The organism is Streptomyces viridifaciens, from assembly GCF_001888885.2.
In the GTDB taxonomy this organism is placed as follows: domain Bacteria; phylum Actinomycetota; class Actinomycetes; order Streptomycetales; family Streptomycetaceae; genus Kitasatospora; species Kitasatospora aureofaciens.
The window spans coordinates 3,510,482-3,525,805 of the sequence record NZ_CP090841.1 but is presented as its reverse complement, the minus strand read 5'-3'; the positions used below and the strand labels follow the sequence as shown (position 1 = coordinate 3,525,805).

Below are 15,324 nucleotides of genomic sequence, written 5' to 3'. Positions count from 1 at the left end.
CGTGTTCAACAACGGTTGCCAGGTATCGAATGCCATGTCCGTGTACGGGCATATGCTCAAGGGGCGAAGCCGACCCCCATCCGGCTTCGGCCCTCCCTCGACCCTGGAGCAGCATGTCGACCGCCGCCCGCCGGGCATTCTTCGACCGGACGCACACCGACGATCTGATCACGTTCCTCGGCACCTCGCCGTCCCCGTACCACGCGGTCGCGAGCGCCGCCCAGCGCCTGGAGAAGGCGGGGTTCCGTCAGGTCGCGGAGACGGACGCCTGGGACGGGTCGGTCGGCGGGCGCTACCTGATCCGCGGTGGCGCGCTGATCGCCTGGTACGTGCCGGAGGGAGCAGGGCCGGAGACGCCGTTCCGGATCGTCGGCACCCACACCGACTCGCCGAACCTGCGGGTGAAGCCGGTGCCGGACACCGGCTCGGCCGGGTGGCGGCAGGTCGCGGTGGAGATCTACGGCGGGGTGCCGCTGAACACCTGGCTCGACCGTGACCTCGGCCTGTCCGGCAGACTCGCGCTGAAGAACGGCAGTGCGCGGCTCGTCCAGCTGGACGAGCCGCTGCTGCGCGTGCCCCAGCTCGCCATCCACCTGGACCGCCAGGTCAACGACGGCATGAAGCTCGACCGACAGCGCCACCTCACCCCGATCTGGGGCCTCGGCCCGGTCGACGAGGGCTCGCTGATCGCCTACGTCGCGGAGCGGGCCGGGCTGGCCGCCGAGGACGTGGCCGGCTGGGACCTCATGACCCACGACGTCCAGCCCGCCTCCTACCTGGGCCGGGACCGCGAGCTGCTGGCCGGCCCGCGCCTGGACAACCTGCTCTCGGTGCACGCGGCCACCGCCGCGCTGGCCGCCGTCGCGGTCGCCGCCGCCGAGGGCGAGGCCGTGCTGCCGTACATCCCGGTGCTGGCCGCCTTCGACCACGAGGAGACCGGCAGCGAGTCCGACACCGGCGCGCAGAGCCCGCTGCTCGGCAACGTGCTCGACCGGACGGTCCACGCCCGCGGCGGCTCCCCGGAGGACCGCGCCCGGGCACTGGCCGGCACCGTCTGCCTGTCCTCGGACATGGGCCACGCCGTCCACCCGAACTACTCCGAGCGGCACGAGCCGGGCCACCACCCGCTGCCGAACGACGGGCCGATCCTCAAGGTCAACGTCAACAACCGCTACGCGACCGACGGCGTCGGCCGGGCGGTGTTCGCGGCGGCCTGCGAGAAGGCCGGCGTGCCGTGGCAGACCTTCGTGTCCAACAACGCGATGCCCTGCGGTACGACGATCGGCCCGATCACGGCGGCGCGGCTGGGCATCAAGACGGTGGACTGCGGCATCGCGGCGCTGTCCATGCACTCGGCGCGCGAGCTGTGCGGGGCGGAGGACCCGTACCTGCTGGCGAGCGCGATCAAGGCCTTCCTGGAGGGCTGAGCACGCTGATGCGCAGGGGGCCCGCCGGTGTTCCGGCGGGCCCCCTGCGCGTTGCCCGGCTACTCCATGCCCGCGAGGACCAGCGGGAGCCGGCGGACGCCGTCGGCGACCAGCTTCACCGGCACGCCCCAGTCCTGCTGGTGCACGTGGCAGGCCGGGAACTCGATCTCCGGGTCGTCGTCGCAGGAGGCGGCCATCGCCGAGACGTGCAGCACGCCCTCGGTGACCCGGTCGGACAGCACCAGCTCGCGGGAGAGGGCGGTGTCCGCGCCCGCGCCGGAGACCAGCAGCTCGGGCGGGGTGGCGCTGACCAGCAGCCGGGTGGACGGGCCGTAGCGCTCGTCCAGCTTCTGGCCGCTCGGTGCCTCGAAGACCACGTCCAGCCGGAGGGCGCCGGGTGCGACCTCGGTCGCCGCGCGCTGCGTGCGGTGCGCCACCGACTCGACCCGCACGGCCTCCTCCGGCAGCCGCAGCCGGGTCAGCCGGTGCCGGGCCGACTCGACCACCACGATGTCGCCGTCCACCAGCACCGCCCCGGAGGGCTCGCGCAGGTCGGTGGCCAGGGTGGTGACCTCGCCGCTCGCCGGGTCGAAGCGGCGCAGCGCGTGGTTGTAGGTGTCGCTGACGGCGACCGAGCCGTCCGGCAGCACGGTCACGCCCAGCGGGTGCTGGAACAGGGCCTGGTCGGCGGTGCCGTCGCGGTGGCCGAAGTCGAACAGGCCGGTGCCGACGGCGGTTTCGACCGTCATGGTTTCACGTGAAACGAAGCGCAGCGCGGAGGTCTCGGAGTCGGCCACCCAGAGCTTCCCGCCGTCCGCGGAGACGGCCAGGCCGGACGGCTGGGCGAACCAGGCCTCGGCGGCCGGGCCGTCCACCAGGCCCTCGTTGGTGGTGCCGGCCGCGACGCCGACCGTGCCGGCCTCGGGGTCGTACGCCCACAGCTGGTGCACGCCGGCCATCGCGACCCACACCCGGCCGTCGAACCAGGCGACGTCCCAGGGCGAGGAGAGGTCCACCTCGCTGGCCGGCCCCTCGGTGGCCGAGCCCTGCCACCACTGGCGGCCGGTGCCGGCCAGGGTGGTGACGCTGCCGTCGGCGAGGCGCACGCCGCGCAGCGCGTGGTTCACGGTGTCGGCGACGACCACGTCGTACTCGTGCCCCTCCGGCAGCAGCGCCAGGCCCTGCGGCTCGCTGAACCGGGGGCTGGTGCCGTCCACCAGGCCGCGCTGCCCGTCGCCGATCCGGCGCACCACCGTCTCGCCGTCCTGGGCCAGCTCGACCAGCGAGTGGTGGCCGGAGTCGGCGACCAGGAAGTGCCCGTTCGGCAGCCGCACCGCCTTGCCGGGGAACTTGAGGTCCCCGGCGGCTGGCTCCGGCGCCACGTACGGGCCGTCCCCGCGCCGCAGGGTGCCCTTGGCCTCGTGCTCCGCCTCCAGCTCCGCCACCAGCTTGGCGATCGCGTGGGCGTGGCCCTCACCGGCGTGCTGGGCCACCACGTAGCCCTCGGGGTCGATCACCACGAGCGTCGGCCAGGCCCGTACGGCGTACTGCTTCCAGGTCGCGAGCGCCGGGTCGTCCAGCACCGGGTGGTGCACCTCGTACCGCGCGACGGCGTCCACGACGGCCTGGTGGTCGGCCTCGTGCACGAACTTGGGCGAGTGCACGCCCACGATCACCACGGTGTCGCGGTGTTCCTCCTCCAGCTCGCGGAGCTCGTCGAGGACGTGCAGACAGTTGATGCAGCAGAAGGTCCAGAAGTCTAGTACGACACACTTACCTCGCAGGTCGGCAAGCTTGAGTTCCTTGCCGCCTGTGTTGAGCCATCCACCGGCGCCGACCAGCTCGGGGGCGCGGACACGTGCACGAGAAGCCATGCCCCAATCAAACCTCACGAGCGGTGTCCGCATTCCGGGTGCTCCGGACTGGCCGTGGCCCGGCTGCCCTGTTGGGATGTAGGGCAGCCGGACCGGTCTGGTCAGCTACGACGCGGCACGGGGTTGTCCGGGCTGTCGAGCCACACCGCGTGGCTATCCGCCGTGACCGTGAGTCCGAACCGGTCGAAGCCGGGGCGGCCCTGGTCGTCCCACCAGCGCCAGGCCGCCTCGACCTCGTCCCACAGATTCCGCGGGCCGGACTGCACCACCTCGTAGTCGGTCCGGTCGGGTTCCCAATCGGCGGTAGCCCACGAGGTGACGGCCGTGTCGTGCAGCCACAGCGTGTAGGTCCCATCGGGGTATCGCTCCGTCAGCGGGAACGCTCCAGGTACCTGCACGCCGATGGAGAACATCTCCAGCCAGCCGCCGACATCGTCCGGAGACAGGGAGCTTCGGAACCTGGCTCCACCAGCCGGCCATGGGGCGGAGAGGTACGTCAGGCTGTCCGGCCGGGGTGTGCGTTGCTGGCGGAGCCGCATGAACGCGGACGACCCGATGAACCGGCCGGTGGCCGTGCCGTCGTCGCCGACCGTGAGCCGGGCCACGGCTTCCCCGCCGTACTCCGGCCCCCACGGCGCGACGATCACCCCGCCGGGTCGGGACTGCTCCACCCACGCGTACGGCACCCTGCCCACCGAACACGTGGCGATCACCCGATCGTACGGAGCCGCCTTGGCGTAGCCCTCGGCTCCGTCGGCGACCACGAGTGTCGGGGAATACCCAGCCCGCGCGAGTCGGCCTTGGGCGTCCGTGGCGCTGCCCTCGTCCACCTCGACGGTGACGACGTTCCCCGGGCCGACCCGGTGGGCCAGGAGAGCGGCATTCCACCCGGTCCCAGTGCCGATCTCCAGCACCCGGTTGTCCTCCGCCACGTCGAGGGCGTCGAGCATGGAGAACACCATGGTGGGCATGGAGTTGGACGACGTGGGCATGGTCCCCCGGCTGTCGCCGGTGTGGGTACCGTCGTCCCACTGCGTCGTGAGTGGCACATCGGAGTAGACGGCGCTCCACCAGGCCGCCGGGTCGGCTTGGCGGCTCACAGCCTCGCCCTGGCGCACGCCGTCCGCCTGGCCCGGCCAGGTCGTGTCAGGGACGAACCAGTGCCGGGGTACGGCGTTGTACGACGCCAACCAGTCAGAGGTGAGAGATCCGTTCGCGATGAGCGCGGAGGCCAGCCGGGTTCGACCGGCCTCCGCTTCGTGCTTGTCGCTCACCGGCTACTTACCGCCAGCCGGGCCCTGGCCGTCGCTGGTGTTGCCACCCTCGTCCGACCCGCCACCACCGTGCTTGTTGCCGCTGCTGGAGTCGTCCTGCTGGCCGCCACCGGTGCCGGAGCCGGAGCCCCCGCCGTGCTTGCCGTCGGCGTACAGAATCCACGCGGGCATGGGTGTCCCTCCGTCGCTGCTTCGGGTCGAGGGGGTTCCTCCGACCCGGTGTGCACCTTGCTGACCCGTCCCGGCTGAATCCTTCCCCAGGCAGCCGGGACGGGGGTCTGTGGTGGCCCAAGAGGGCCGGTTCTGCGCCCACCAGGGCGCCGGGGCCGGTAAGCCGTCGCGCGCACGCCGCTGACCCGCCCAGAGGCCTCCGAGGCCGAACACGGGAACGGTACGGGTCAGGCATTGCTGCCGCGGGTGGTCGGCCTTATGCGCCGGGCCTGCTGGTCGAGCTTTCGGCGGAGCTTCATTCGCCTGGCAAGATGCCTGCGATAGGGGCTGAACATCGTTACAGGCCATGCGAATTGGATGTAGGCGCCCCACATCCACGCAATCGTGTGGCGGGGCTCCGTCGCCAGTGCACGAAGGACACGTCCCAGGACGACGAGACGTGGGGTGCTCACCGCTCGGTCCGCTCCGAAGCGCAGCACGGAGTACTCGGCCGCATGACGGCGATCAGCTCCGGGCCGTTCGGCAAGGCTTCGATCTCGCTCGGATAGGTCTCCCACTCCTGCCCGCCGCCTCTGGGGCGAAGGTAGACCACGCGGCCTTGGATGCCCATGTAGGTGCCTTCCACGCCCTTGTGGGCACGGTCCCTGACGACCTCACCGATCTTGGGCTTGTAGATCGTCCGGGTTGCCTTGCGCGGTGCCACTGCCCCCGCTCCTCTCCGCCGACTTGCCACCAAGATCTGGCAGTTACCCGGGACGGTGGAACCTCGTGCAAGGGACACTTCCGAACGTCCCTCGTGGGGTAGAACGTCCCTGACAAAGGTCCGTGATGTGCGGGGAGACAAGCGGGATGCCGAACGAGAGACTGAAAGACGTTATGGCGTCGAGAGGTTGGACGTGCTCAGCCCTGGCTGAGAAAGCCGGCGTGGACACCAAGTCGGTCGAGCGGTGGGCCAACCAGAACCGCACGCCCCGGTTAGGCACAGCCCGTTTGGCTGCCGAAGCCCTCGGAGAAGACATGTTCGCACTGTGGCCGAGCCTGCGGCAGCCGCGCGCCGCACGCGCGATAAGCCCCGAACTGGTCGCCCTGTACGAGCAGCGAGCCGACCTTCCCGTCTCCGTCTTCGTGGACTTGCTTGGAAAGGCCACTGAGCGGATCGACGTGTTGGTCTACGCGGCCGTGTTCCTGCACGAGGCGTATCCCCGGCTGAACGAACTCCTTCGCGAGCGCGCCGCCGAGGGGTGCGCGGTCCGGATCGCCCTTGGTGACGCCGCCAGCGAGAACGTCAAGCAACGAGGAGAGGAGGAGCGGTTCGGGCACGGCATCGAGTCCCGGTGCAGGCTCGCCCTCCTGCACTACCGTCCGCTGCTCGGCACACCAGGCATCGAGATCCGAACCCACGGGACCACGCTCTACAACAGCCTCTACCGGGCCGATGACCAGCTGTTGGTGAACGCGCACGTCTGGGGAGTCAACGCTTTCGGAGCCCCCGTCTGGCACCTGCGGAGGACCGGCGCAGGGACGCTGTTCGACACCTATGCTGCGAGCTTCGATGCAGTGTGGAACACCGCCCGACCGGTGGAGGAGAGCTGATCACGTGGCACGCACCGAGTTCTACGACGACCCCAACGCGCCCAAGCCGAATCGGCTGGTGGTGGCAGCGTCCGCAGTGGTGACCGATGAGGAAGGGCGCATCCTGCTGCAACGACGCACCGACAACGGTCTGTACGCGCTGCCGGGCGGCACGATGGATCTTGGCGAGTCACTCCCAGGAACGGCCGTCCGGGAGGTGCGTGAGGAAACCGGCCTTGACGTGGAGATCACGGGACTCGTCGGCACGTACACCGATCCTCGGCACGTGATCGCCTACTCGGACGGCGAGGTACGGCAACAGTTCAACGTCTGCTTCACCGCGCGCATCACCGGCGGAGAACTCCGGATCTCCAACGAGTCGACCGATCTGCAGTTCGTGGCCCCGAGCGACATCGGAGAACTGCCCATGCATCACACGCAGCAACTGCGGCTCCGGCACTTCCTTGAACACCGGGCGACTCCGTACCTGGGGTAGGGCACAGACGACAAAGGGCCCCACCCCTGCCACCACAAAGGGCGGACAGGGTGGGGCCGTTGTGGTGCTTGGGCGGATCAGTCCCAGATGTCGGAGTCATCTTCGGATTCGGTCGGGGCGATAGCGACTCGTGCGCTGGGCGATAGCCCCAACTCTCTGATGTAACGGGAGAGCTGTGACCGGTACTGAGTGGCAATAGTGGCAGCGCCATTTTTCACGGTGCCGCGCTCGGCGGTGACCATGAGCCCACGTTCGGACAGGTCTCGCTCGGCCTGGTCGATCCTGGCAACGCAGACGCACAGGTCCTTGACGGTCGTATGGTCGACTTCGCCGAGCCCTGCGGCAAATTCGAGGATGGGAACGATGCGGCGCCACTCCGCGGACGCGACTTTCCTGCACCGGATGTTCGCCTCCTGCGTCTGGGCGGTCGGCGAGTCTTTGAAAATGTCTCGCCAATTCGGTTCCGCGAGGATGGCGCGCGGGACTATCACACCCTCTTTGATTTCGGACTTGGATGGGTTTCCCTCTCGGGCCCGCGCTGCTGCCGGCTTAGGCCGGTATCGGTCAGCCATGGTCTCCTTTCGTTTTGTGGCGGACGCGCCGGACTGCCAAAAATGGCCTCAGCTCCGGCGCGAGTCTTTTCCCTCCCTGCCGGTCAGGGTCGGGAGGGGCAGGGGGTACCCCCCTGGTAAAAGCCCAGGTCAGAGCCTTGTCGGCTTGACCCTCTCAGCAGCCCAACCGCCGGGCTGGTGCTGCGCGGTCTCGCGGCTGTGACACTGAGTGCACAACGGCCGTAGCCGATGCCAAGCGTCCGGGTCAGCAACGCCACGGGCGACCAGCGAGCGACGCGACTCGGGGAAGTGGTCAGCGACCACGGCCGAGCGACCGCACAGCACACACCACGGGTGGGCATACAGGTAGGCCCGACGGATGCGAGCCCAACGCCGAGCGTCGTACCCGCGCTCTGCCGCACTGCCTCGCTGCTGCTCTGCCTCGCGCTGGTGCTGCGGACAGCGACCGCCACGGGCAGTCAGCTCGGGGCACCCGGGAACCGAACAGGGTGGGCGGGGTCTTCGGGGCATGGGGGGCCTCCTCTACCGCGGGAAAATCAAGGCACACAGACCTGGGAACCACTGCGGGGTAGCGGGAAAGGTGCAATCTCGTACGACGAGTCCCAAGCATCGGGCGACCGAACGCGGGGCGAGGCCCCGCAGCATGGGAGGGTTCATCCCGTTTTGACCCCAGGCTGCACAGTCATGCGCAGTGCGCGACCGCTGAACGGGTGATTTCTCATCAGGAACGCCCTGATGAGACGCACTTCTGAGGCCTGAGGGCGTTCGGCAATCCCCTAACTCGGCGTCAGATCTGCTGGAATACAGCCATGACGCGAACCAAACGCCGCGGGGCCCAAACTCCGTAGTTCGAACTCCGATGGGGTGGGCTTAACTTGACCATCCAGCGCATCCCCGTGTGGCTCATCACCACAGCGTCGACCGGCGGCACCGTCCTCACGGCCTGGTGGGCTCGGAAGTCGTAGGCCGACAGGCACCGCGGGCGGTCAGCTCGGGGCACCCCGGGATCGAGCACGGGCTTCGCGGCATGGGGCGCCTCCAATGGTGTCTTCTGTTCTGTCGCCGCGCTTCGTCGTGCGCCATGGCGAAGTGCGCGACCGTAGAACGGGGGTGAATTCTGGGGCCTTCACGCGCCGTGGTATGGCGTCGACCGGTTGGGCAGACCAATTTGAGGAGGCAAGGTGCCGCGCCGTTCCCTCGCAACTGATGAGGTGGAGAACATGACTCAACAGCCAGGCAGCAAGGCCCGAGCCCCGCAGTTCGAACTCCGCTGGGGTGGACTTCACTTGACCATTCAGCGCATCCCAGCGTGGCTCATCACCGCAGCCACAGCAGGCGCCGGAACCCTCGCGGCACTGCTCACCCGGCGGTGAACTCCCGCACGGTCTTCCCTCGGTGGCAGGTGCGGCACAACCGCCACACGTTGTCGTCCGTGTCCTCGCCGCCGAGGGCGAGCGGTGTTGGGTGGTCCACGTCGACCAGCTCGGCGGGGAATATCCCGCCGCACAGCCCGCACGCTGCTGAGCCTGTTTGGTCATTCCGGAGCCGGAGGAATGACCGGTGGATTGATCGGTTCGCCGTTTCGGTGCCTCGGCGTCACGTCCACGGCCAGCAGCCGGCCAGAGTTCATCGGGTCGCGCATCGGCTGGACTCCGCGGGGCATCGGTGCACCACCGTTGACTAGCGGCAGACCAGTTGGGGAATCGGACCAAACGGGCCGCCCCTTCGCATCCCGAGGGAAGTACGGATAGGTCCCGTCCGGGCCGGGGTCGAGCGCGTCAACAGCCATGTCAGTCCGCCGCTTCGATGTAGGCGTTTCGCTGGGCGTCCAGCTCTTCGGCGTAGGCCACACCGAGGGCCGCAGCGGCGTTGTCCACAGCGCTGGTGATGTCCTCGATGATGCGCAGGTCGTACCAACGCTGCTCGGGGAGAGTCCGCGCCTCGCCAAGGTGGGCCTGTGCGTTCTGCGCGGCCGTCAGGATCTTCTCGCGCTTGTACCGCTCGGCATGGTGCGCCACGTACGCCTGAAACCACGGCTCGGCAGACAGAAGCTCGATGAACTCCGCGTGCAGTTCATTGGCTCGGTCGGACCTCTCAGCGGCCTGCGCCGTCCACGTCGTGAGGAACGTGCGGTCGTATTCGGCGGCCCTCTCGGCACGACGGGCCTGCTCAGCCTCCTCGGCGGCCACTAGGGCGGCCTCGGCGTCCGCCATCGGACCCGCGAGGCGGTCCGCCTGGGCGCGCAGCTTGGCGAGCTTGTCAGCGGCTCGGGAAACGTCGTTGCTCATGGTCAGACCTCACGATCGGTAGGGGCGGAAACGTTGCGGCCGAGCTGCACGGCGGCAGCCTTCGCGGCCTCGTAGTGGCCGAGCGACAGGTGAGCGACAGCGCCCATCTGGTCGTACTGCTCGGGGCGGTCGCGCTTCATCTCGGCAAGCCGCTCCATGGCAGCGCTGTACTGGAAAGCGTCTGCGCGAAGACGGAGCCGCTTCGTCTCGCGGTCCTCGTTCGAGTAGTTGAAACTGCTGCGGGTGATCACGATGTTCCTCTGGTTGGCCGCCTCGGCGGCATGAAAAAGCCCCTGCCCGGAACCGGGAGGGGTCGGCTTACGGCGACTGCTCTCGCTACGCAGCGTCCGCCTTGCGGGCCCAGTAGGCGGCCTGCTGGCACACCGCGCCGCAGTAGAGCCGGGGGCGACCCGTGGCGCGCTGCATGACCGTGTTGGTGCAGCCCTTGCGCTGGCACGGGCCCGCCTCGGTGATGGGCTCCAACAGCCGCGCCGCCTCAGCGGTCAGCCGGTGCGCTTCGCCGGCTGCCGCGCCCTCTCCGGACAGGGCCCTCAGTGTTGCCGCTTCGGCGCTGCGGATCAGCTCCAGCGTGCGGGCGTGGTCAGTGTTCATTTCGAAGCCTCCATGGCTGTCGGTGTTTTCGGTGGGACGGTCAATCCCTCGTAAGTGGAGGGCGAGGGGTTCCCACGTAGAGAGGGACGATTCCCCGTTCATCCTGTAGTGGACGGGGAGGGATTCCTTGGGCCCCGAAGTGGAAGAAGGGGACGAATTCCCCTCCCCGGACTTGTAGGGACGGACGATTTCCTCTCCTACCGTTGGGGAGAGCGGGCAGATGGCCTGTATATCGGGGCGTTCAGGTAATCTCGGACATGTGATCTGCGTCTCACTCTGCGGCATGACGGGTAACGGTCGAAGCGGCCCGGCGGACGCTCTGCGTCGTGGCCTCCAAGATTCCGGGGAGGCCAGATGTGCCCCGCAGACGGTACGGCGCAGGCTCACCATGGTGGGGGACCAGAAATTTCCTACTCGCCGCTTCCTGCCCCTCGCTTGTTAGGGAGAGCAAACCTTCCCTTCATGCACACCCACCACGGCGGCGTGCGCCCGTGTGCGTCTCGACCAGCGCGGGGGACGTGGTGACGTTCAGCAGGGTGATTCCGGTTTCTCTTCTGTGCGCGGGATCTAAGAGAAACCAGAACCACCGCCTCGAACGTCACCACGTCACCCCTGGCGGTCCACCGCACTGCCCCCGGCGCGGTGAGGTGACGTAGTGACGGTTGAGAGCCTGATTTCAGTTCTCTCTATAGACATGTCTGAGAGAACCAGAACAAGCCCCAGAACCGTCACCTCGTCACCCCGCCGGGCGCTGTCCTGCGTTGCACGAGAAAGCCCCCGGCAGGCACCCAGGCACGGTGGCCAGTGGGGACCATGGGCGGGCACGGGTTGCTACTCCTTGATCTCAGCCCACTTGATGCGGACTCGCTGCTCCGGGATGAAGCGCTTGCCGCGCTGACCCTTGCTGATGAACACGCCGTCTATGGCCAGGGAAAGGCGATCCCGCTTCTGGTCCTGTGTCGCGGCCGCCCAGGCGGCCCGCAGCAACTCGCCGTCCAGCAGCGGAGTGATGTCGACGGCCGGGAGCGGCAGGGCGGTGAGATCGGCGCGCAGGCCGTCGATGCGGCTCTGGAGTCGGGCGGCGAGGCGGTCGTAGCGGTCGAGTGCGCCGGGGCGGTCGAACTCGCCACGGACGTAGCGTGCGTCTTCCAGGTCGGCCAACCGGGCTTCCTGGTCAGCGATTTCGTCGGCTATGGCGCCCCGCTTGGCGAAGGTCTCCGGGTCTGCCCGCTTCACCCAACGGTCGGCGATAGCGACCAACATGGGGTCGTCCAACTCCAGAGCAGGAAGCATGGAGAGGAAGCGCTCGGACACGTACTCGTCCACCCGGTCGGCCATGGCGCTCGCTCCGGGGCACTGGTTGCCCGCTCGGCGGGCCATGCACTGGTAGCTGTTGCCGACCTTGTGCATCCGGCGACCGCACCCGGGTACGTCGCAGAACACCAGGCTGGTGAGCAGCGCCGTGCCGTTCGGCTTCGGCATCCGCTTCCCAGCATGGACGCGGGTCCTGGATTCGAGCTGCCGGATGATCCGTTCGCGCTCGCCGACCGTGATGATCCCCTCGCCGATGCTGACCGTGTCCAGTGTCTCGGGATCGCGGTAGGGGAACACGCGGCTGGTGAACTTCCGGCTGCCGTCCTCGGCTTCGATGGTTTCGGTCTCGGGCATGAGTCCGGCGAAGGCAGGCGACTTGACCAGGTTCATGATGCTCGCGGCGTTCCACTGGCCGCCCCGGGCCGAGGGGATGTCGTACTCGTTGAGCAGCCGGGCGATCTGCACGAGGGACTTGCCGGCCAGCGCGTCATCCGCGATCAGCCGGGCGTAGACGGCCGTGTCGGGGTCGTGCGTCAGCTTCTTCGTGGTCGGGTCGACCAGCAGCCCGTACGGGGGCTGTCCGCCGATCCACTGGCCCTGTCGGCGCAGGTGGCGCTTCGCGTGGGCGACCCGGGTCCCGAGGTTCTTCGACTCGGATCGGGCGAGTTCGGCGAGCGTGGCGACGACCATGCGGGCCGAGTCGTTCGAGGTGTCGAGACCGTCCACGACGGAGACCAGACGGCCGCCCGCCTTCTCGATGTCGTCCAGGACCTTGCCGACCTGCCCAATGCCCTTGCGGGACAGGCGGTCCAGCTTCCATACGATCAGCGTCCCGACGACGCCCGCTGTGACGGCGGCGAGGGCCGAGTCGAACCCCTTACGCTCAACGTCCTTGAATCCGGAGCGCCCTCGGTCGATGTGGACCTTGCGGACCGTCAGCCCGTGGCGCTCAGCCCAAGCGCGACAGTCGGCTTCCTGCCGCTCGATCGCCGTCTTGCCGTCCCGGTCCAAGGACAGCCGAAGGTACAGGTCACTCAGGGTGTGGTGGTGCACGTACGCCCCCTCTGGAGATCCCTACATTGTGTAGGACTTCCAGAAGTCCAGGACGGTGATCTTTCCCCGGAAGTCGGGCGAGGGTGAGGTCCTTGCCGCCGGTGTTCAGCCAACCGCCTGCCCCGACCAGTTCGGGGGCGCGTACACGTGCACGAGATGCCATGGCTGTATCCAACCCCATGGGGGGTCGGGGGCATTCCGGGCGGGCGGACATGGTGGCTTCCTCCGTCCGGGTTCTTCGGGCCTCGGATGCTACGGGTGCGGAAGATCGGCCTGCCAGCGGATCTCGCCGTCCTGGGTGTGCGGGGTCGGGCGGAGGCCGAGGGCTCGGGCGATGCGGGCGGAGGCCTCGTGGTCGGGGTGGATGTGGGCCAGGGCGGTGGTGACGCTGGTGGCGGCGAGGTGGTCGAGCAGGGCGCGGGCGGCCTCGGTGGCCAGGCCGCGGCGCTGCCAGGGGGCGCCGACCACCCAGGCGAGTTCGGCTTCGGCGGCCTGCGGGCGGACGGTGGCCTGGACGTAGCCGGTCAGGGCGCCGTCGGCGCGCAGCCGCAGGGCCCAGTTGCCCCAGGCCACGGCCGGGTCCGGGGAGCCGGCGGCGAGCCGCGTGCAGCGGGCGCGCATCTCCTCGGGGGTGGCCGGGCGGCCGCCGGTGAAGGCGTGCAGGGCGGGATCGGCCAGGGCGGCGGCGAGTTCGTCGGCGTGCTCGGGGGTGAGGGGGAGGAGGTCGAGGCGCTCGGTGCGCAGCGGGGTGATCAGCATGGCGACATTGAAGCGCTGCGGCGCGGCGGTGCCGCGCGGCGGGTGCGGGTGCGGGTCGAATGGGTGGTTCGAGTCCGACGACGGAGGAGGCTGTGGTGCGGTACCTGGTCAGGGAGAAGCTGTTCGCGGTCGGCGACGACTACTGGATCGAGGACGACCGGGGGCACAAGGCCTACCTGGTGGACGGCAAGGTGCTGCGGCTGCGGCACACCTTCGAGCTGAAGGACGCGCACGGGCGGGTGGTCGCGGTGGTGAAGGAGAAGATGCTCGCCGTCCGCGATGCGATGAAGATCGAGGACGCCGACGGCGAGGTGGTCGCGACCGTCCGGGAGAAGCTGTTCACCCCGTTCCGGGACAAGTACCTGGTGGAACTGGCCTCCGGCGGCGAGCTGCGGATCCACGGCGACCTGATCGACAAGGACTACCGGATCGAGAACCAGCACGGGGACCGGCTCGCCCGGATCTCCCGCAAGTGGTTCCGGGTCCGGGACACCTACGGGGTGGAGATCGCGGACGGGGCGGACACCGGGCTGCTGCTCGCGGTCGCGGCCTGCGTCGACCACCTGGCGGCGGAGGAGCACTGAGGGTCAGCGGTTCAGGACGTGGTCCCGGCCCCAGACGCCCAGCGGGGCCAGCGCCGCGTTCAGGTGCCGTCCCGCCTCGGTCAGCGCGTACTCGACCCGGGGCGGCACCTCCTGGTGGGCCTCCCGGTGCACGATGCCGTCGGCCTCCAGCTCGCGCAGGTGGGCGGCCAGCACCTTCTCGGTGATCCCCGGTACCAGGCGGCGCAGTTCGCCGAAGCGGCAGTGTGGGCGCTCGCCGAGCGCCCACAGGATCAGCACCTTCCACTTGCCGCCGATCACGTCCATCGCGGCGTCGATCCCGCAGACGTGCGCCCCCGGCCTCGGCACGGTCGCCACGGCCCACCCCTTCCGACCTCGTCGCTCACCCCAGGGTAACCACCCACTCCGAAGTGCGTACTTGATCACGGTCGGGGTCGCGCCGAGGCTGGTCGGCATGGCACAGAACACAGTTGAGAACGTCACGAAGAGCCCCGTCACCCTGCTCGGCCTCGGTGCGATGGGCACCGCGCTGGCCCGCGCCTGGCTCGCCGCCGGACACCCGCTGACCGTCTGGAACCGCTCCGTCGCCCGCGCCGAGGCGCTCGCCGCCGAGGGCGCCGTGGTGGCGGCCACCGCCGCCGAGGCCGTCGCGGCCGGCCGGCTGGTGGTGGTCTGCCTGCTGGACGACGTCTCGGTCGAGGAGGCGCTGGCGGGGGCCGACCTGGCCGGCCGGGACCTGGTCAACCTGGTCACCAGCACCCCGGGCCAGGCCCGCGCCCGGGCCGCCTGGGCCGGGGCCCGGGGCGCCCGCTACCTGGACGGCGGCATCATGGCCGTCCCGCCGATGATCGGCGTCCCGGAGGCCGGGGCGTACGTGTTCTACAGCGGCTCGGCGGAGCTGTTCGAGGAGCACCGGGAGGCGCTGGCCGCCCCGGCCGCCGTCCGGTACGTCGGCGCGGACGCCGGGCACGCGGCGCTGCACGACGTGGCGCTGCTGAGCGCGATGTACGGGATGTTCGCCGGGGTCGCGCACGCCTTCGCGCTGGTGCGGGGCGAGGCGGTGAGGCCGGGCGATCTGGCGCCGCTGCTGGGGAGTTGGCTCACCGCGATGGCCGGGTCGGTCGAGCGGACGGCGGCGCAGTTGGAGAGCGGGGACTACACCACGGGCGTGGTCTCCAACCTGGCGATGCAGGTGGCGGGCAAGGAGACGCTGCTGCGCACCGCCGAGGAGCAGCGGGTCAGCGTCGAACTGCTGTCCCCGTTCTTCCGGTTGATGGAGCACCGGCTGGCGCTCGGCAGCGGCGCCGAGGACGTGACCGGGGTGGTCGACCTGCTGCGGCGGTGAGGGC

General features: G+C 69.6%; 18 protein-coding genes. 5 read left to right on the top strand and 13 right to left on the bottom strand.

Going from position 1 to position 15,324, the window contains the following annotated elements:
• Window positions 1–113: 113 nt before the first annotated feature.
• Complete coding sequence (locus BOQ63_RS22740) at window positions 114–1,427, top strand: M18 family aminopeptidase (protein ID WP_030290371.1); 1,314 nt, start codon at window positions 114–116, stop codon at window positions 1,425–1,427.
• Window positions 1,428–1,486: 59 nt separating this feature from the next.
• On the opposite strand, the gene BOQ63_RS22735 is transcribed toward BOQ63_RS22740, so the two are convergent.
• The 4 genes from BOQ63_RS22735 to BOQ63_RS22720 form a co-directional block, all read right to left on the bottom strand.
• Window positions 1,487–3,301 carry an NHL domain-containing thioredoxin family protein gene (locus BOQ63_RS22735; RefSeq protein ID WP_072654874.1) on the bottom strand — a complete coding sequence of 605 codons (1,815 nt, stop codon included), beginning with the start codon at window positions 3,299–3,301 and terminating at the stop codon, window positions 1,487–1,489.
• 101 nt (window positions 3,302–3,402) lie between these two features.
• A complete protein-coding gene (locus BOQ63_RS22730; protein ID WP_167344928.1) occupies window positions 3,403–4,575 on the bottom strand; it encodes a methyltransferase domain-containing protein in 1,173 nt (390 codons plus the stop codon).
• 3 nt (window positions 4,576–4,578) lie between these two features.
• Entirely contained in the window at window positions 4,579–4,746 is a 168-nt protein-coding gene (locus BOQ63_RS22725; protein WP_167344929.1) for a hypothetical protein, read from the bottom strand.
• Between the two features lie 448 nt (window positions 4,747–5,194).
• Window positions 5,195–5,449 (bottom strand): hypothetical protein, encoded by a 255-nt coding sequence (locus BOQ63_RS22720; protein WP_072654873.1) that lies wholly within the window; start codon window positions 5,447–5,449, stop codon window positions 5,195–5,197.
• A gap of 146 nt (window positions 5,450–5,595) precedes the next feature.
• Here BOQ63_RS22720 and BOQ63_RS22715 point away from each other — a divergent pair, with 146 nt between their 5' ends.
• Both BOQ63_RS22715 and BOQ63_RS22710 read left to right on the top strand, forming a co-directional pair.
• Complete coding sequence (locus tag BOQ63_RS22715) at window positions 5,596–6,339, top strand: DUF5919 domain-containing protein (protein WP_030552812.1); 744 nt, start codon at window positions 5,596–5,598, stop codon at window positions 6,337–6,339.
• 4 nt (window positions 6,340–6,343) lie between these two features.
• Window positions 6,344–6,814, top strand: a complete 471-nt coding sequence (locus BOQ63_RS22710) for an NUDIX domain-containing protein (RefSeq protein ID WP_030552813.1) — start codon at window positions 6,344–6,346, stop codon at window positions 6,812–6,814.
• A gap of 77 nt (window positions 6,815–6,891) precedes the next feature.
• Here the strand turns inward: BOQ63_RS22710 and BOQ63_RS22705 are convergent, their stop codons facing one another.
• The 8 genes from BOQ63_RS22705 to BOQ63_RS22670 all read right to left on the bottom strand — a co-directional run bounded on the left by BOQ63_RS22705 (window position 6,892) and on the right by BOQ63_RS22670 (window position 13,412).
• On the bottom strand, window positions 6,892–7,386 hold the full coding sequence (locus BOQ63_RS22705) for a phage terminase small subunit P27 family (RefSeq protein ID WP_078938759.1): 495 nt from the start codon (window positions 7,384–7,386) through the stop codon (window positions 6,892–6,894).
• A 129-nt stretch (window positions 7,387–7,515) separates the two neighbouring features.
• Window positions 7,516–7,896, bottom strand: a complete 381-nt coding sequence (locus BOQ63_RS22700) for a DUF8602 domain-containing protein (protein WP_072654871.1) — start codon at window positions 7,894–7,896, stop codon at window positions 7,516–7,518.
• 849 nt (window positions 7,897–8,745) lie between these two features.
• Window positions 8,746–8,895 carry an HNH endonuclease gene (locus tag BOQ63_RS22695; protein WP_223886280.1) on the bottom strand — a complete coding sequence of 50 codons (150 nt, stop codon included), beginning with the start codon at window positions 8,893–8,895 and terminating at the stop codon, window positions 8,746–8,748.
• Between the two features lie 281 nt (window positions 8,896–9,176).
• Window positions 9,177–9,674 (bottom strand): hypothetical protein, encoded by a 498-nt coding sequence (locus BOQ63_RS22690; protein WP_079183711.1) that lies wholly within the window; start codon window positions 9,672–9,674, stop codon window positions 9,177–9,179.
• Window positions 9,675–9,676: 2 nt separating this feature from the next.
• Window positions 9,677–9,925 (bottom strand): hypothetical protein, encoded by a 249-nt coding sequence (locus tag BOQ63_RS22685; RefSeq protein ID WP_079183710.1) that lies wholly within the window; start codon window positions 9,923–9,925, stop codon window positions 9,677–9,679.
• An 85-nt stretch (window positions 9,926–10,010) separates the two neighbouring features.
• Complete coding sequence (locus BOQ63_RS22680) at window positions 10,011–10,286, bottom strand: hypothetical protein (protein WP_030552817.1); 276 nt, start codon at window positions 10,284–10,286, stop codon at window positions 10,011–10,013.
• An 831-nt stretch (window positions 10,287–11,117) separates the two neighbouring features.
• Window positions 11,118–12,653: a recombinase family protein gene (locus BOQ63_RS22675; protein WP_072654869.1), complete on the bottom strand. Its 1,536-nt coding sequence runs from the start codon at window positions 12,651–12,653 to the stop codon at window positions 11,118–11,120.
• 252 nt (window positions 12,654–12,905) lie between these two features.
• Complete coding sequence (locus tag BOQ63_RS22670; RefSeq protein ID WP_072654868.1) at window positions 12,906–13,412, bottom strand: GNAT family N-acetyltransferase; 507 nt, start codon at window positions 13,410–13,412, stop codon at window positions 12,906–12,908.
• Window positions 13,413–13,507: 95 nt separating this feature from the next.
• Here BOQ63_RS22670 and BOQ63_RS22665 point away from each other — a divergent pair, with 95 nt between their 5' ends.
• The gene (locus BOQ63_RS22665; protein WP_030290368.1) at window positions 13,508–13,996 is read left to right on the top strand and encodes an LURP-one-related/scramblase family protein; all 489 of its coding nucleotides are present in this window, start codon (window positions 13,508–13,510) and stop codon (window positions 13,994–13,996) included.
• Between the two features lie 3 nt (window positions 13,997–13,999).
• Here the strand turns inward: BOQ63_RS22665 and BOQ63_RS22660 are convergent, their stop codons facing one another.
• On the bottom strand, window positions 14,000–14,281 hold the full coding sequence (locus tag BOQ63_RS22660) for a winged helix-turn-helix transcriptional regulator (RefSeq protein WP_046386197.1): 282 nt from the start codon (window positions 14,279–14,281) through the stop codon (window positions 14,000–14,002).
• A 148-nt stretch (window positions 14,282–14,429) separates the two neighbouring features.
• Between BOQ63_RS22660 and BOQ63_RS22655 the strand changes: the two genes are divergently transcribed.
• Window positions 14,430–15,320 (top strand): NAD(P)-dependent oxidoreductase, encoded by an 891-nt coding sequence (locus BOQ63_RS22655; RefSeq protein WP_072656328.1) that lies wholly within the window; start codon window positions 14,430–14,432, stop codon window positions 15,318–15,320.
• Window positions 15,321–15,324 lie beyond the last annotated feature (4 nt).

Coding starts and splice junctions, on each gene's coding strand:
- BOQ63_RS22670 (WP_072654868.1), bottom strand. CDS start 13,412: ATGCTGATCACCCCGCTGCGCACCGAGCGCCTCGACCTCCTCCCCCTC.
- BOQ63_RS22660 (WP_046386197.1), bottom strand. CDS start 14,281: ATGGACGTGATCGGCGGCAAGTGGAAGGTGCTGATCCTGTGGGCGCTC.
- BOQ63_RS22680 (WP_030552817.1), bottom strand. CDS start 10,286: ATGAACACTGACCACGCCCGCACGCTGGAGCTGATCCGCAGCGCCGAA.
- BOQ63_RS22655 (WP_072656328.1), top strand. CDS start 14,430: ATGGCACAGAACACAGTTGAGAACGTCACGAAGAGCCCCGTCACCCTG.
- BOQ63_RS22705 (WP_078938759.1), bottom strand. CDS start 7,386: ATGGCTGACCGATACCGGCCTAAGCCGGCAGCAGCGCGGGCCCGAGAG.
- BOQ63_RS22735 (WP_072654874.1), bottom strand. CDS start 3,301: ATGGCTTCTCGTGCACGTGTCCGCGCCCCCGAGCTGGTCGGCGCCGGT.
- BOQ63_RS22740 (WP_030290371.1), top strand. CDS start 114: ATGTCGACCGCCGCCCGCCGGGCATTCTTCGACCGGACGCACACCGAC.
- BOQ63_RS22700 (WP_072654871.1), bottom strand. CDS start 7,896: ATGCCCCGAAGACCCCGCCCACCCTGTTCGGTTCCCGGGTGCCCCGAG.
- BOQ63_RS22715 (WP_030552812.1), top strand. CDS start 5,596: ATGCCGAACGAGAGACTGAAAGACGTTATGGCGTCGAGAGGTTGGACG.
- BOQ63_RS22690 (WP_079183711.1), bottom strand. CDS start 9,674: ATGAGCAACGACGTTTCCCGAGCCGCTGACAAGCTCGCCAAGCTGCGC.
- BOQ63_RS22725 (WP_167344929.1), bottom strand. CDS start 4,746: ATGCCCGCGTGGATTCTGTACGCCGACGGCAAGCACGGCGGGGGCTCC.